Origin of the sequence: Paeniglutamicibacter cryotolerans (assembly GCF_014190875.1) — a bacterium.
In the GTDB taxonomy this organism is placed as follows: domain Bacteria; phylum Actinomycetota; class Actinomycetes; order Actinomycetales; family Micrococcaceae; genus Paeniglutamicibacter; species Paeniglutamicibacter cryotolerans.
Genome location: NZ_JACHVS010000001.1, coordinates 23,540 through 37,356, shown reverse-complemented (window position 1 = coordinate 37,356; position 13,817 = coordinate 23,540). Strand labels below are relative to the sequence as shown.

14 protein-coding genes are annotated in these 13,817 nt (G+C 68.4%); 8 read left to right on the top strand and 6 right to left on the bottom strand.

The window, feature by feature from the left end:
• Nucleotides 1-59: 59 nt before the first annotated feature.
• Complete coding sequence (locus E9229_RS00160) at nucleotides 60-749, top strand: hypothetical protein (RefSeq protein ID WP_183509188.1); 690 nt, start codon at nucleotides 60-62, stop codon at nucleotides 747-749.
• 13 nt (nucleotides 750-762) lie between these two features.
• Nucleotides 763-1,980, top strand: coding sequence for a phosphotransferase (locus E9229_RS00155; protein WP_183509187.1), 1,218 nt, complete (start codon nucleotides 763-765; stop codon nucleotides 1,978-1,980).
• Between the two features lie 19 nt (nucleotides 1,981-1,999).
• Here the strand turns inward: E9229_RS00155 and E9229_RS00150 are convergent, their stop codons facing one another.
• The gene (locus E9229_RS00150) at nucleotides 2,000-3,715 is read right to left on the bottom strand and encodes a hypothetical protein (protein ID WP_183509186.1); all 1,716 of its coding nucleotides are present in this window, start codon (nucleotides 3,713-3,715) and stop codon (nucleotides 2,000-2,002) included.
• Nucleotides 3,716-3,769: 54 nt separating this feature from the next.
• Nucleotides 3,770-4,249 carry an Lrp/AsnC family transcriptional regulator gene (locus E9229_RS00145; RefSeq protein WP_183509185.1) on the bottom strand — a complete coding sequence of 160 codons (480 nt, stop codon included), beginning with the start codon at nucleotides 4,247-4,249 and terminating at the stop codon, nucleotides 3,770-3,772.
• Nucleotides 4,250-4,432: 183 nt separating this feature from the next.
• Here E9229_RS00145 and E9229_RS00140 point away from each other — a divergent pair, with 183 nt between their 5' ends.
• Nucleotides 4,433-5,659, top strand: a complete 1,227-nt coding sequence (locus tag E9229_RS00140) for an MFS transporter (protein ID WP_246380277.1) — start codon at nucleotides 4,433-4,435, stop codon at nucleotides 5,657-5,659.
• A gap of 4 nt (nucleotides 5,660-5,663) precedes the next feature.
• On the opposite strand, the gene E9229_RS00135 is transcribed toward E9229_RS00140, so the two are convergent.
• Nucleotides 5,664-6,179 carry an Lrp/AsnC family transcriptional regulator gene (locus E9229_RS00135; RefSeq protein WP_183509182.1) on the bottom strand — a complete coding sequence of 172 codons (516 nt, stop codon included), beginning with the start codon at nucleotides 6,177-6,179 and terminating at the stop codon, nucleotides 5,664-5,666.
• Nucleotides 6,180-6,259: 80 nt separating this feature from the next.
• Here E9229_RS00135 and E9229_RS00130 point away from each other — a divergent pair, with 80 nt between their 5' ends.
• The 4 genes from E9229_RS00130 to E9229_RS00115 all read left to right on the top strand — a co-directional run bounded on the left by E9229_RS00130 (nucleotide 6,260) and on the right by E9229_RS00115 (nucleotide 10,081).
• Nucleotides 6,260-6,742 carry an NUDIX hydrolase gene (locus E9229_RS00130; RefSeq protein WP_183509181.1) on the top strand — a complete coding sequence of 161 codons (483 nt, stop codon included), beginning with the start codon at nucleotides 6,260-6,262 and terminating at the stop codon, nucleotides 6,740-6,742.
• Nucleotides 6,739-7,719, top strand: a complete 981-nt coding sequence (locus E9229_RS00125) for a glycine betaine ABC transporter substrate-binding protein (RefSeq protein WP_183509180.1) — start codon at nucleotides 6,739-6,741, stop codon at nucleotides 7,717-7,719. The genes E9229_RS00130 and E9229_RS00125 overlap by 4 nt, the downstream gene beginning before the upstream one ends.
• Before the next feature lie 112 nt (nucleotides 7,720-7,831).
• Nucleotides 7,832-9,046: a pyridoxal phosphate-dependent aminotransferase gene (locus tag E9229_RS00120; protein ID WP_183509178.1), complete on the top strand. Its 1,215-nt coding sequence runs from the start codon at nucleotides 7,832-7,834 to the stop codon at nucleotides 9,044-9,046.
• Nucleotides 9,047-9,175: 129 nt separating this feature from the next.
• Nucleotides 9,176-10,081 carry a PPK2 family polyphosphate kinase gene (locus tag E9229_RS00115; RefSeq protein ID WP_183509177.1) on the top strand — a complete coding sequence of 302 codons (906 nt, stop codon included), beginning with the start codon at nucleotides 9,176-9,178 and terminating at the stop codon, nucleotides 10,079-10,081.
• A gap of 3 nt (nucleotides 10,082-10,084) precedes the next feature.
• Here the strand turns inward: E9229_RS00115 and E9229_RS00110 are convergent, their stop codons facing one another.
• Both E9229_RS00110 and xseA read right to left on the bottom strand, forming a co-directional pair.
• Nucleotides 10,085-10,318: an exodeoxyribonuclease VII small subunit gene (locus tag E9229_RS00110; RefSeq protein ID WP_183509176.1), complete on the bottom strand. Its 234-nt coding sequence runs from the start codon at nucleotides 10,316-10,318 to the stop codon at nucleotides 10,085-10,087.
• Nucleotides 10,315-11,589, bottom strand: coding sequence for an exodeoxyribonuclease VII large subunit (gene xseA, locus E9229_RS00105; RefSeq protein WP_183509174.1), 1,275 nt, complete (start codon nucleotides 11,587-11,589; stop codon nucleotides 10,315-10,317). The genes E9229_RS00110 and xseA overlap by 4 nt, the downstream gene beginning before the upstream one ends.
• Nucleotides 11,590-11,783: 194 nt before the next feature.
• On the opposite strand from xseA, the gene E9229_RS00100 reads away from it, so the two are divergent.
• Nucleotides 11,784-12,038, top strand: a complete 255-nt coding sequence (locus E9229_RS00100) for a hypothetical protein (RefSeq protein ID WP_183509173.1) — start codon at nucleotides 11,784-11,786, stop codon at nucleotides 12,036-12,038.
• A gap of 155 nt (nucleotides 12,039-12,193) precedes the next feature.
• On the opposite strand, the gene E9229_RS00095 is transcribed toward E9229_RS00100, so the two are convergent.
• Nucleotides 12,194-13,639: an IS1380 family transposase gene (locus E9229_RS00095; RefSeq protein ID WP_183509172.1), complete on the bottom strand. Its 1,446-nt coding sequence runs from the start codon at nucleotides 13,637-13,639 to the stop codon at nucleotides 12,194-12,196.
• Nucleotides 13,640-13,817 lie beyond the last annotated feature (178 nt).

The following is a 13,817-nucleotide window of genomic DNA, read 5'->3' as shown; positions in this document are numbered from 1 at the left end:
GGCGCCAGGCAACGCGGCCGTCCACACCGACAACAGCCGCCAGCAGACGGAGACATTCCATGGGAATCGCAGCAACGCCAGCTTCCGCCGCACGCGAACACGTGCGACCAGCTCCGCTGCGGATTCGCCATGGGCGCCTCGCAGTGGCGGTGCTCGGAGTCTTTTCCATCCTGACGGTGCTCGTTGGACTGGTGTTGGCCCCGCTCGGAGTGTTCTCCGGCTGGGTTCCGGTGCTGGGCCTGCTGGCCCTGGGCGGATGCTTTGCCACACTGCGTTCGCTGGCGGTGGGCGACCGCCGGCGTAAGATGCTGGCCCGGCTGGAGGCGGCCCGCCGTGAGGCCTTCACCTCCGCTCCCGTGGCAAGCGCCGCCGAACCCAAGCGTGAGGCCGAAGTCTTCGACGCCCAGCCCGGATCCGGCAAGCGCCCTCCGATGCTGACGGTGGAGGAACTGCGCGCCGAGGCCCGACGCGTCGCCGAAAGGGGCATCGCCGTGCAGCGCCCGGCAGGCTGGGAGCCGGTGCAAGTGCCGCTTCCGCAGTACGTCAAGGCCAACATGGCTGCCCGCCCGGCCCCCGAGGCGCTTCCCGAGGCCGAGATGAAGATCCCGAAGAACAATGTGAGCCTGCGCCAGCAGGAACGTGCGGCCGAGGTCATCACCGCCGGCGAATCCGAGCTTCCCGTGGTCAAGACGCCGATCGTCCCGGTACGCATCAACCTGGACGACGTCATGCAGCGCAGGCGCGCCTAGGGTCCACGGCGCGATGGAACCGGAACCTGGCCGATCGCCGGAGCGGGCCGTGTTGCATGCCGGGGTGCGCCGCCTGGCCGCCCGCTTCCGGGGAACCCAGCTCCCCGCCGGTTGGAGCCCGGAGACGTCCGAGATCCGTTTCCAGCACCGGCCCGGCGCCGGGGTCTCGGGACTATATGCCATGCCGCCGGGTAGCGACTTCGCGTTCATCGGGGCAAGCACCGAACCGCTTTCCGCCCGACGCGGCCTGGCCAGGGTCAAGGTGCGCCGCCCGGTTACCGGGGAGAAACTCACCGTCAGCGCCTGGCGCGACCCGGATGACCCGCACCTGCCGGGCCTGGCCGCTGCGCAGGATGCGCACGGTGTCGCGGCCCGGTGGGCCGACGGGGACCGGTTGCTTCAGCTACATACCCTCGCCTACCGTCCGCTGCGTCGTGCTGTCATCAGGGCCAGGTTTGAAACCCGCGGACCGGTGCACGCGCAGCGCACACTGTTCCTGAAGGTCTTGCGACCCGGCCAGGACATGCCCCTGGTCAACCGGCACATGATGCTGGGGGATGCGGGCCTGCCGGTGCCCGCCGTCGTGGGCGAGCCGTACCGGCACATCGTGGCGCTCACCGGGATGCCCGGAGAATCACTGGGCAGGGCCCTGCACCTGGACGGTGCCGCCGGGATGGAGCCGGCGCGGCTGGCCGACCTGCTCGATGCGCTGCCACCGGAGGTCATGGGCCTGCTGGCGCGCCCGGCCTGGAGCGACAAGCTGCAGCGCTATGCTCAGGCGGCCACGGCCACGCTGCCCGGGGAAGCCGCAGCGATCCGGGATCTGGCAGCGCGGATCGAGGACATGCTGGCGGGCAGCGACCGCGGTCCGCTGGTCCCGGCGCATGGGGACTTCTACGAGGCGAACCTGCTGGTCTCCAAAGAAGCGGTGCGCGGGCTGCTGGATCTGGACTCGCTGGGCCCCGGGTACCGGGTCGATGACCTGGCCTGCCTGCTCGGGCACATGGCCGTCATGCCGAGCCTGGGCGGCACCGTCGAACACCTGTCCGGCGCGCTGGAGCGCTTCGGGACGAAATTCGCCGAGGACGTGGACCCCGCTGCGCTGTGGGCGCGCTCGGCCGCCGTTGCCGTGTCGCTCATTGCCGGGGCCCGCACACCGGGGCGTGCGGGCTGGGAACCGGCGGCCGTTGCCCGCCTGGCGGCTGCCCGCTCGCTCCTTTCCCGGGTTTGAGCCCCGGGAAAGGCATGGGTCACTCACCGGGCGGGCGCAGCATCGCAGCGGCCCGCGCGAAGGCGGCAGCCGATTCGGCAGCATCGCCCAGCAGGTCCAGCCCGTGGCCCAGCAGCTGCAGGACCTCGTGGAGCAGTTCGGGGTCCAGCCTCCCGTCCCGGCTCAGGCTGCGGTAGAGGCGGACCGCGTCGGCCGTGAGCCCGGCTTCGATGAACAACTCGGCAGCCAGCAGTTCGGCCCGCACCGCGTCGTTGAGCAGCTCATGGGACCGCAGCTCGTCCGCCGCCTGAAGCGCCGTGGTGATGGCGGTGGCGGTATCGCCCAGGGCCGCTTGGGCGTCGGCCAGGGTGGTGCCGAAGCGGGCGGCGGCCTGCGAATTTCCCGCCGTGCGGGCCAACGCGATGGCTGATTCGATGTCTTTTTTACCGGAGGCGGTGCCCTTCGCGGCTAGTGCGCCGCCGCGGGCCAGCAGGGCGTGGGCCAGGACGGCGCCGTCCGGGTCATGAGCCTTCAGGGCCAGCTGGACGGCCTGCTCGAAGAGTCCCGGCTCGTCCAATGGCGGCATGTCGGCAGGTGCCAGCTGCCCGGCGGTGAGCAGAAGGGATGCCGCGTTAGCTTCCAGCCCGTGGGCGGCGTAGAGGTCTGCGGCGCCGACCCAGGCCTCGCGGGCGGCGGCCCGGTCCGCCTGCGCGAAGAGTGCGTTGCCCCAGCTGCTGAGAATGCGTGCCCGGGTGGCGGGGGAATCAACACGGGGGAGCTCTGTTGCCAGCCGGGAGAAGAGAGCGGCCGCGCCGTCGCAGTCGCCGGAAAAGAGCAGTTGCTCGCCCAGACCCAGCCGCAAGGCCCAGGACTCGGCGGTTTCCGCCCGTTCGGCCTGGTCGATGGCGATCCGCCAGGCCAGTTGCGCAGCCTCGTTCTCGAAGTCCTCGCCCGCCAGTTCGGCCAACAGCACGGCAGCGGAGATCGCGCCACGCCGGATCCCCGCTTCGTCGAACAGTTCCAGCGCCTCGAATGCCGCGTACCGGGCCTCGACCGGCCTCCGGTCCCCGCGCAGGATGCCGGCCCGGGCCATCAGTGCCATGGCCCGGGTGCCGGTCGATCCACCGAGCCCTGCCAGTTCCTCCAGCGCGTGCAGGGACGCGGGAACGTCGCCGGCCGCGGCAAGCGCCGGTGCCAGTGCCAGCAGCGCGTCGGCCAGCGACAGGAGCTGCCCGGCGTCGCGGTAGGCCCTGGCACAGGTGAACAGCACGTCGGTTCGGGGTTCGGCGCCCCGTTCCAGGTCCCAGAGGGCCAGCGGCATCCGGAGGTCGGCGAGCACCGTGTCGGGAGTCCCAGGGTGATCGTGGCGCCGTTCGGCGGCGCGTAGCCGGGCGGCCATCAGCTCGGTGACTGGTCCGAAATACGCGGTGCCCAGTTCCCGTTCGACCTCGGCCAGGATCCGTTGCCCGGTGTCGCGCAGCAGCGAATTCCGTACGCGCAGGTGACCGGTGGCAGCGACCTGATCGCCCAGTTGCACGTCCATGGAGGTTGCGGCAGCCAGCAGGGCCAGCCGTGTTGCCGGCTCGGGATCGAGGGCGAGCCCGCGCTCCACGGCTCTGCGGGCGGCTCGTGGATCATCGGCGTAGGCCTGTTCGTGGGCTCGTTCCAGCCAGTCCCGTGCCGAGGACGGCTCCGGGCGTGGGAAGTCCGGGCGGGAGTCGATGAAACTGTGCAGCTGGAGGGCAAGATCGGGCATCGTGCGGCTTTCCTTGGCGCGGTGTGGGGCAGTGCTGGATGACGGGGCCGGCGGTTAGCGCGGTGGGGAGGCGAGCGTGCGTTCGAGCAGCGGGCGGGTCCGGTACGGAATATGCTCCCCGAGCGCTAGCGAGGTCTCGGTGCGGATGACGCCGGGCAATCGCAGGACCTCGCGCAGCCCCGCCTGCAGATGATGGGTATCGCGTGCCGCGAACCGGCACCAGATATCGCCCCGGCCCGAAATTTCGTGCACCTCGAGCACCTGGTCCAGTCCGCGCAGCTCGGTGATCACGGCATCCAGGTCACGGTGGTTCACCTCGATGGTGATGAACGCCAGGACGTCGAAACCCAGCAGGCTCAGGTCCACCTCCCGGCCGCCCTGGCGCAATGCGCCGGCACGTTCGAGTTTGCCCATGCGGCCCTGGACGGTGTTCCGGGCAACGCCCACGGCGGTGGCCAATTCTCCGATCTGTGCCCGCGGGTCTTCCAGCAGGGCCAGCAGCAGTCGCACGTCGACCTCGTCCAAATGGGGCATGGTGGTTCCTTCTCGGAGTGGAGACCCGGTAATTGTGATCACCGTGATCAATTCTGCAACTCTACCTAACTCCAGTGATTAGCATGGCGCAGAATAAGTGGTGTCCATGGGAAATCCCCGGTGGCGCCACATCCGCCTTCGCACCCCGGAAGGTCAGCAATGACTGTCATCAATGAACTACGCATGCGGGAAACACCCGACATGTCACTCCGACTGGGCTGGAATGCGTCAACCCGCACCCGGCTGGCCCTGTCCATGGCAGTGATGGGTCTGCTGCTGATCGGGGCGAACCTCGCCACGCCGTTGTACCCGCTGATCCAAGCCCGGTTGGGCCTCGGTGCCCTGGGCACCACGATGGGCTTCACCTCCTACGTCTTTGCGTTGATCGCCGGGCTTTTGGTCTACGGACACTGGTCCGATTACCTGGGTCGACGTGCAGCGATGACGGTTGCCGTGATACTGGGCCTGGCCGGGACGCTGGTCTTCGGCACGGCGGACGGCCTGGCCCAGTTGATGGCCGGCCGGATCCTGCAGGGTGCCGCCGTGGCGCTGGCCACCGGAGCCTGCAGCGCCTCGCTGCGCGAGCTGCTTCCGGGCAACCAGCAGCTGGCTTCGCGCCTGACCCTGCTGATTTCGGCCGGGGGCGTGGCCAGCGGACCGGTTCTGGGCGGAGTGCTGGCGCTGCTGCCGAACCCGACCCGGACGGCCTTCCTGGTCCATGGCGTCGCGCTGGCGCTGCTGCTGGTCCCGCTGCTGGTGATCAGGGCCAGGCCCGCCGTGGATCCGACTCCCGCGGCCGGCTACAAGGTGCTTCGGCCGCGGCGCCCGGCCCTGCCGCGCGAGGCGATCGCGCCGTTCTGGGTGGCCGGGGCCATCGGCTTCCTGTCCTTTTCGCTCTTCGGCTTCGCGCTGGCCCTCGCGCCGGCGTTCCTGAGCGCGGAATTCGGCCTGGCGCCCGGGTTGCCCACCGGTGCGATGGCGGCGCTCGTCTTGGCGGCGTCGGCCCTGAGCCAGTTCATCGGGCGCGACTTCCACCGCCCGGCCAGGGCCCTGGTGCTGGCCCTGCTGGTGCTGTCATTGGCGTCGCTGGCCATGGGGTTCTCCGGCCGGGCTCCGTCCCCGGTGCTGTTCGTCGTCGGGGCCGTGGTGGCGGGGCTGGCCCAGGGCGTGGCGTTCCGGATCGGGTTCAACGCCGTCTCGCTTGCCGTTCCGGCACGGGCGCACGCCCAGGCGATCAGCGCGGTCTACGTGCTTACCTACCTGGGCAGCGCCGTCCCGGTGCTCGGGCTCGGAGCGGCGGCGGGCGCCTCCTCGCTCGCGGCAACGGTTCCGGTCTTCATGGTCATGGTCGCCGTCGGGTGCCTGGGCGTGGCCGGCTACGTGCTGCTGCGCCGCAAGGCTGACGCGTAGCGCGCTACGCGGCAGCGGTGTCCGGATCCAGATCGGGAACGGGGCCGCCGAGGCCCTTGTGGTGCCCGAACACCAGGGTGGTTTCGGTGTGGCCGACGGAGGAGTCGGTGGCCAGGTTGTCCAGCACCCAGTCGCGCAGCGCATCGGTGGAGGCCACGGCGATGTGCAGCAGGTAGTCGGTGGCCCCGGAAACATGGAACATCGAGAGCACCTCGGGCAGGCGGGGGAACCGCTCGGTGAAGATGTCGATCTTCTCGCGATCGTGGATGCGCAGCCTGACCGAGATCAGGGCCTGGACGCCGCGGCCGACGGCGGGCAGGCTGACCTCGGCGTGGTAGCCGAGCAGCACACCGCGTTCGACCAGCTGACGGGTGCGCAGCAGGGCGGTGGACGGGGCGATGCCGGTGCGTTGCGCCAGCGTCGCATTGCTGATCTTGGCGTCTGCCACCAGCTCCGCGATGATGCGCCGGTCGACGGCGTCAAGGGGCAGGGGCGCGGAAGGGGCAGCTAAAGCGGACATACAGACATTTCAACACATATCAGCAGTCCATGCGTGCACACGGGCATTTCATCGGTCGAATCGGCGGCTACGCTGGATGAATGAGTATTTCCCCCGCCGCGGCCGTTCCCGGCTTCGATACCCGTTTGGCCGCCTACTGCGTGGTGATCCACGAGGACCGGATCCTGCTTGCCCTGTGGGACATGCGGGGGAGCGACCCCGGCTTCATTCCGCGCTGGGTACTGCCCGGCGGCGGAGTCGAACTCGGTGAATCCACGCGCAACGCGGCGGTACGCGAAGTGGCCGAGGAAACCGGGTACCGGGTGGAACTGGATGAGCTGCTGGATGTTCAGACGGCGGTGATCCCCGCGGCCAAGCGCTACAGCGGCCCCGATCGTCCGATGCAGACGGTAGCCGTGCTGTACCGGGCGCACACGGTCTCCGGGGAGCTGCGCCACGAAACCGGCGGCAGCACCAGCGAGGCCGGATGGTTCTCCTTCGAGCAGGTAGCGGCCCTGAATCGGATTCCCCGGGTCGATGCGGCGATAGCCGATTACCTCGCCCAGCGGGAGGAGCGCAAGTGAAAGCGGCACGCCGCCGCCTTCCGTGGCTGGCCGGAGCGCTGGCCGCCGCGCTGCTGACCACCTCCTGTACCGGGCCCAGCCCGGTCCAGGTCTCACAGAGCAGCACCGAACGGCAACTGGAAATCAGCTCCGGCGAAACGGCGACGGAGCAGGGCCTGGCCCATATCCTCGTCGGAGCGCTGAAGCACGCCGGAATCGATGCGCGGTTCCACGGAACGGCGGCGGAACCGGGCCGGACGGTCATCGATGGCGGTGCCGATGCTGCGTTGCTTGGTTCCACCGGCCTGCTGCACCTGCTCACCGATGCCGGCGATGCGGTGCTTGAGCCGCAGGCCACGCCCGGCGGGTCCTCGGCCGCCCCGGACACGGCGGGCGTGGCGGACGGGCTCAGCGCCGCACAGACGATGGACAAGCTGCGGGCAATGGCGCTCAAGGACCTCGCCGTGCTGCCTCCGGCGGCCGCGGATGACCGGGAGGTGCTGGCGGTGACGGCGGCGACCGCCGAACGCTACGGGCTGCGCTCGCTCAACGACATCGGCCGCTTCTGCCCGGAGCTGGCCTTCGGCGCCCCGGCGTCGTTCGTGCTGGCCGGAACCGGGGCGAAGGACCTGGCCGGAGACTATGGCTGCACGCCGGAATCGCTCCGCGCCCTCGAACCGGCGGACGACGCGCTGCTCATAGGACTGCTGGACGACCGGGTCCAGGCGGCGCTGCTGGATGCGGGCGACGCCTCGATCCCCGACAATGCGCTGGTGCCGCTGGATGATCCGAAGATGCTCTTCCCGGCCCAACAGTTCACCCCGCTCGTCACCACGCGGGACCTGGGCCAGGACGCCATCGACACGATCAACGCCGTCACCCGCAAGTTGGACCAGGAGCAGCTGGTGGAGATCAACAGGGCAGTGAGCGGACCCGACGCGCTGGACCCCAAGACGGCGGCCGACTACTGGCTCGCCGACCACGGCTTCAACGGCTAGGACCGTCTCGGATCCTGTAACAAAGTGGTTGCCAACGGGCCTCGGGGCGCCGGAGCGCGTTGGCTTGCTCACAATCGGCACGCCGGCATGGGCACTGTCATAAGCTAGGCAAATGCCAGAATACAAGCAGTCCACCAAGCTCCATAACGTTCTCTACGATATCCGGGGGCCGCTGCTTGAGCACGCGCAGCGGATGGAGGCCGAGGGCCAGCGCATCCTGAAGCTGAACATCGGCAACCCGGCGCCGTTCGGCTTCGAGGCGCCGGACGCGATCCTGGTGGACATGATCAGGAACCTGCCCGACGCGCAGGGCTACTCGGACTCGCGCGGCATCTTCTCCGCCCGCACCGCCGTCTCGCAGTACTACCAGACGCGCGGCATCCAGACCATCGGCGTCGACGACGTCTACCTGGGCAACGGCGTGTCCGAACTGATCACGCTCTCGCTGAACGCGCTGCTGAACAACGGCGACGAGGTCCTGATCCCGGCGCCGGACTACCCGCTCTGGACCGCCTCGGTCTCGCTGGCCGGCGGCACGCCGGTGCACTACCTCAATGTCGAGGAGGAGGGCTGGCTGCCGGACCTTCAGGACATCGAAGCGAAGATCACCCCGCGCACCAAGGGCCTGGTGATCATCAACCCAAACAACCCCACCGGAGCGGTCTACCCGAAGGAAACTCTCGAGGGCATGCTCGAGCTGGCCCGGAAGCACTCGCTGGTGGTCTTCTCGGATGAGATCTACGAGAAGATCCTGTACGACGACGCCGTGCACATCAACACCGCCGCGCTGTGCGACGACGTGCTGATCATGACCTTCTCCGGGCTCTCCAAGGCCTACCGGGTCTGCGGTTTCCGGGCGGGCTGGATGGCCATCTCCGGGCCACGGCACCTGGCCGGGGACTACATCGAGGGCATCAACCTGCTCACCAACATGCGCCTGTGCGCCAACGTCCCGGCGCAGCACGCGATCCAGACGGCACTGGGCGGCTACCAGTCGATCAACGACCTGATCCTGCCCGGCGGGCGGCTCAAGGAACAACGCGACACCGCCTACCGGCTGCTCAACGAGATCCCCGGCGTCTCGACGCAGCAGGCCAAGGGTGCGCTGTACCTGTTCCCGCGGCTGGACCCGGAGGTCTACCCGATCCATAGCGATGAGGACTTCGCGCTGGAACTGCTCAAGCAACAGAAGCTGCTGATTTCCCACGGTACGGCGTTCAACTGGATCGCCCCCGACCACTTCCGCATGGTGCTGCTGCCGGGCGTGCGGGAGATCGAGGACGCGGTCGGACGCATCGCCGACTTCCTGCAGGACATGCGCAAATAACGTTCCCGGCTCTGGGGCGCCGGCACACCGCCCCATGGCGGAGTGCCGGCGTTCGGGCTATCCAGGGGAACCCCGGCGGTGGCAGGATGACGTAGGACAGCTACCGGCACGCGCAACAAGGGACCGCACATGGGAAAACACCATCGGGGCGCTTCCGCCGCCACCGCACAGAAAACGACGGATACCGAGCCCTGCCGGCTGGCGGCAAACGCGGCCGCCCTGCTCGGCGCCGGTCCGGGCTTCGCGTTGGCGGCGGTCGACCCGAACTCCACGCCGGGCTTCACGGGTAAGAAGGCTGACGGTGCCGCGGCCCTTGACGCGGTGGACGCCGAGCTCGACGAACTGCAGGAGAAGCTCTTCGCCGCCTCCCGCTTCGGGGCCGGAGAACGGGTGCTGCTGGTGCTCCAGGGCATGGATACGGCAGGCAAGGGCGGGGTGGTGCGCCATGTGATCGGTTCGGTGGACCCGCAGGGGGTAGCCCACCACGCGTTCAAGGCGCCCACCGAGGAGGAAAAGGCGCATGACTTCCTGTGGCGCATTGGAAAGGAAATGCCGGGCCCGGGCATGATCGGTGTCTTCGACCGCTCCCACTACGAGGACGTGCTGATCCACAAGGTGCGCGGTTTCACCAGCCCCGGGGAGATCGAGCGGCGCTACGGGGCCATCGCCGACTTCGAGGCCCAGGCCGTGGCGAACGGGACCCGCATCGTCAAGGTCATGCTGCACATCTCCAAGGACGAGCAGGCCGAACGCTTGGAAGAGCGGCTGGACCGGCCCGAGAAACACTGGAAGTTTGCCCCCTCCGACATTGACGAGCGGGCCTTCTGGGACGAATACCAGCGGGCCTACGCGATCGCCATCGAGCGCACCGGCACCGTGGCAGCCCCGTGGTTCGTCGTTCCCGCGAACCACAAATGGTATGCCCGGCTGGCAGTGGCACACTTGCTGGTGGCTACACTGCGCGGTATCGATCCGCAGTGGCCGCCGGCCACCTTCGACGTGGCGGCGGAAAAGGCGCGGCTGGACGCCTCCTGAGCCTTACTGCTCGGTGTCGGTGTCGGTGTCGGTGCCCCGGGCCGCGTCCAGGCGGGCCTGTGCCCCCCGTAGCCAGCTCTCGCAGCGCGCGGCAAGCGCCTCGCCGCGCTCCCACAGCGCGAGCGACTGCTCCAGCGTGGCGCCGCCGGCCTCGAGCCGGGACACGGCCAAGACGAGTTCCTCGCGGGCCTGTTCGTAGGACATTTGCGCGATATCGGTGTTCGGTGCTTCGCTCATGGCTGGGTGCTTCCTTCTGTTGCTGGTTCGGTGTCGGTGACGGTGGCCCGGAGCCGGCCGCGGGCCACGCGCAACCCGATCCCGGTTCCCACCGGGGCCTGGCCGGCGTCGCGCACCACAGTGCCGTCGTCGAGCTGGATGACCGCATAGCCGCGGTCCAGTGTCTGCTGCGGGGAGAGCGCGCGGACTTGGGCACGGAGATGTGCGATGGCGTCGGTTCCGCGCACCAGGGCCGAGCGCATGGCCGCCAGCGACCGGTCGAGGTACCGGGACACGTCCTCGCGACGGGCCTGGATCATGGTCTCGGGGTAGAGCAGCACCGGCCGGCCGCGCAGCGAGGCCAGGTTCTGCGTCTCGCGTGTCACGAAGTGCGAGACGGCTCGCGCCAGCCGCTCCCGGGCTTGGACGATGCGGTCCTGCTCCTCGGCGAGGTCCGGCACCACGCGCTTGGCAGCGTCGGTGGGGGTGGAGGCGCGCAGGTCGGCCACGTCGTCGAGGATCGGTCGGTCCGCCTCGTGCCCGATGGCCGAGACCACGGGGGTTTTCGCGGCAGCCACGGCACGGACCAGCTCCTCGGAGCTGAACGGCAGCAGGTCCTCCAGCGCTCCGCCGCCGCGGGCAATGATGATCACGTCGATATCGGGACGGGCATCGAGCTCGCGCAGCGCCGCCATGACCTCGGCGACGGCGTTCACTCCCTGGACCGCCGTATTGCGGACCTCGAAGCGCACGGCGGGCCAACGCAGCGTCGCGTTCTTGATGACGTCCTTCTGGGCATCCGAGTCGCGCCCGGTGATCAGCCCGATGCAACCGGGCAGTACGGGCAGCGGCTGCTTCAGCGCGGGGTCGAAGAGGCCCTCGTCGAACAGTGCGCGGCGCAGCCGTTCGAGCCGCGCCAACAGGTCGCCCAGGCCCACCGGGCGCATGTCGGTGGCGTTCAGCGAGAGCCGGCCGGTCTTCAGATAGAAGCTGGGGCGGACCTTGGCCACCACCCGGGCCCCGACCTCCGGGCGGGCATCGAGGGTACGCATCACCGAGGCCCAGATGTTCACCGGGAGCGAGTATTCGACGTCGACATCGCGCATGGTCAGATAGGCGTGCCCGTTGCGGATGTTCGCCTCGAGCAGCTGGCCCTCGATCCAGGCCTCGGGTGCCCGTTCGATGTGGGCCTTGAGCTTCTCCGAGAGCACGCGCAGCGGCCAGGGGCTTTCGGGAGTGGTCTGCGCCGCTGTCAGCGGTTGCGCGCCGGCCTCGGGTTCCTCTTGCTGCACCAATGGCTCCCTTGTCTACTGGCCCGGAATTTCCGGACCTACCCATTCTTACCCATTGGCCCCGACTCGATGGCACCGCTCCCATTCCGGCCCGGTGGCCGGGGCACACCCTTATGGTGTGCCGGGCCGGTGCGACGTAGTCTGATGAATCAGGCCTTTGTCCCGGTCAGCCTGGCAATCAGGGGAGGAAACGCATGAGTAATCCGATCCGGTGGATGGTGTCGTCCATCGCCATGGCGGCGGCCGTGGTGTTGACACTGGTGGCGACACTGGGCGGCTTCGCCTATTATCTGGCGACCAACCCGGCCCCGGCCCGGGAGATCCTGGGCCCGCTTCCCTCGGACCCGGTGGTGAGCCAGCTGCTGCCGAAGGACGTGGGCACGCAAATCACCGACAGGATCCCCGCGGCCCTACCGCTGCCCAACGCTCTGACCCGAATCCGCGTGTAGTGGATTTTCGGGGCTGATCTACTGGCGATGCGCGGGAATCGGGCAATTTTCGGTTTTTGGGCATGGAGGCGACCCGGCTCTCGTGCCAGGTTGACGAAAGGCCCATATTCCTTGGGGCGTTCTTTCTCGTGTGGTTCGGGCAGTGGTCCCCGGCATCAGTGGGGGGACGGTAATTCTTGTAGTTTCGGCAGGACGCGCGTGAGCAGGTTTTCACCGGGCGGCAAGCGCAGGTATGTAATCCCGGCCCCGCGGGTGATCCTCCCGGGGATCGCGAACAGCTCCCGACGTATCGTCTTGACGGTGCGCCGCCCGCGTCCGTTGCCGTGGTCGCTCCCGGTGATTTCCTGGATCCAAGCGCTGATCGCGCACCCCAACAGCCCCGCCCACATCCACACACTGTTGGCTGAAAAAGAAGATGATGGCAAATGGCGCATAGCGGTGCCGTGCTTGGCGTTCTTGTTCAGTTCCTCGATATCGGTGCGGTGCCGGTACCAGAATTCAACCTCCGCCAGCTTCTCCTCGGTGCTGAGGTCCATGTTGGTGAGGATGAAGGAATAGGAGTCGACTTCGTCGATGCGTCCTTCCAAGGCGAGGGCGAGCTGGTGCTTGGATATGGTGCGTCGCTTGCGGGCCCTGGCAGTGGGGATCTTGCCTGCGGCCACGCGGGTGCGCCGGGCGATACAGGTAATGTTTTCGTCTTTGGGCCAGTTGCCGGGCAGGTAGTCGATGACAGCGATTTCGGTGTTTTCCATGCCGATGGTCGGGATCCAGGTGTAGCGGCCCAGTCCCGCGGCAGCGGCCATGACCTTGCCGGTGCGCTTGGCGCCGATGGCAAATTCCACGTTGCGTTCCAGGCAGGCCTTCGCCAGGTTCCCGGCGAAGTATCCGGCGTCCCAACGGCAGCGGATCTGCTGCACGCCCTCCGGCAGCCTGGCGATGGATCGGTCCAGGATGTCCACGGCGTTGGCGCGTGGGTCTTCGGTTCCGCCCATGAGTTCGGCGGCCAAAGGGATCCCGGCCTCGGCCCAGAATCCGATGTGGGAGCGCAGGGTCAGGGCGCCGGTGTAGGCGTGGGCGGCTTTTTCCTTGGAACGCCCGTAGACCTCGATGTCGGTGGCGTCCCCGTCGATGGTCGCGACCTTGAGCAGGCTGCTGCGCCTGGGCAGCGACAGCAGGCCCAGCATCGTGGTGTTGATGGAGGCAACACCCGCTTCGATACCAGCCAGCTGGTGGGGTCCGAAGCGTTTGGCGATTCCGTAGGCGGTGGTGGAGGGAGGGGTGGGCACCGGTTCCAGTTCCTGGCCCGCGACGTCCCGCCTTCTGCGGTCCAAGCCCACGAAGAAGTCTTCCCCGGCCAACTGTGCCGAGGCCATGGAGAGGAGTAGTTCCCCGCCTGAGAGTCCCCGGTTTCGTTGTTTCACCGCACCGATCCCGGCTTCCAGTGAGTCCTTGAGCCCGAGGACTCGGTCGGCCTCTCGTAGGGCTTCTATGCCAGCGGAGGGGGTCAGTCGGGGGTCCGGGGTTCCGATGCGGACCCGTCGTGCGCGTTGGCGCTTTTTCCCGGTTTTGGGGGTCTTCTTTTTGCCGCGTAAGCTTGCCACTGAACAAGTGTCCTTTTCTGCTTGGCTAATTTTCGGTTTCGTCACCTTAATTATCCCAAGTCAAAGGGCACTTGTTCGGCTTAAACACACCCTTGGTTTAGGTGCTTACTCGCGGATTCGGGTCTGAAGCAGGTCCTGGCCGAGGGCATCGCGTCCGCCTCCGGCACGCTGCTGGCTG